Annotated in this window: 1 protein-coding gene; it reads right to left on the reverse strand. The window is 59.7% G+C overall.

From position 1 onward, the window contains the following. Positions 1 to 1,037 (reverse strand): acyltransferase domain-containing protein (locus MUBE_RS14420; protein WP_116541063.1); only part of this gene is annotated, 1,037 nt, incomplete at both ends.

A 1,037-nucleotide genomic window follows, 5' to 3' on the forward strand; every position in this document is an offset into this window, starting at 1 on the left:
AAGGCATATGTCGGCAATTCGACGAAGCCAGCCCCATCCAACGCACCGCGCCAATCCACACTTACACCCGCAACGAACGCTTGTGCGATAGCATTGATCAGCGTTGTAGGCTCGGGATGGTCCTTGCGCAGGGCAGACATCGTGATCACCGGTTTATCGGACAACGACTCTTCGATTGATGCGGTCAGGCCGCTGCTGGGCCCAACTTCTAGGAATCGACTTCCGCCGGCCGAGTGCACGTAGCAGATGCTGTCGGCGAATCGAACCGCTTCGCGAACGTGTCGTTTCCAGTAAGCCGCTGACGCGAAGTCGTCTTCAGCTAGCTGCCCAGTCACATTCGACACGATGGGGATGGTGGGCCGCCCGATTGTGAGCCCGGCAGCAACCGTTTCAAATTCGTCGATCATCGGGTCCATCAACGGGGAGTGGAACGCATGGGAGACGGCCAGTTGGTGTACTCGGTGGCCGGTGGTGCGGAGTTCGTCCGCTACTGCAGCCACCGCGTCCTGGGTGCCTGAAATCACCACTGAAGCTGGACCGTTGACCGCAGCGATAACCACATCGGCGCTCAGCAGTGGCCGCACCTGTTCTTCGGTGGCCTGCACGGCGCTCATTGCCCCGCCTGCCGGCAGAGCCTGCATGAACCGGCCGCGGGCGGCCACTAGCACCGCAGCGTTCTCCAGTGAAAGCACACCTGCCACGTGCGCGGCGGACAACTCACCCACCGAATGGCCCATCACGAAATCTGGGTGCACACCCCAGGATTCCAACAACCGGAACAAGGCTACTTCCACTGCAAACAACGCCGGTTGTGCGAATTCAGTTTTTTTCAAAAGATTTTCGTTATGTCCCCACATTACTTCGCGTAACGGGTGCAGCAGATGCCGGTCCAGTTCGCCCACCACGGCGTTAAACGCCTCAGCGAATACCCGGTATCCAGCGTATAATTCGATTCCCATGCCGAGCCATTGAGAACCCTGGCCGGGGAAGACAAACACGGCCTTGCCCCCGGGTGTGGCGGTACCCCGAATAGCCGA

Origin of the sequence: Mycobacterium uberis (genome assembly GCF_003408705.1) — a bacterium.
Taxonomy (GTDB): Bacteria; Actinomycetota; Actinomycetes; order Mycobacteriales; family Mycobacteriaceae; genus Mycobacterium; species Mycobacterium uberis.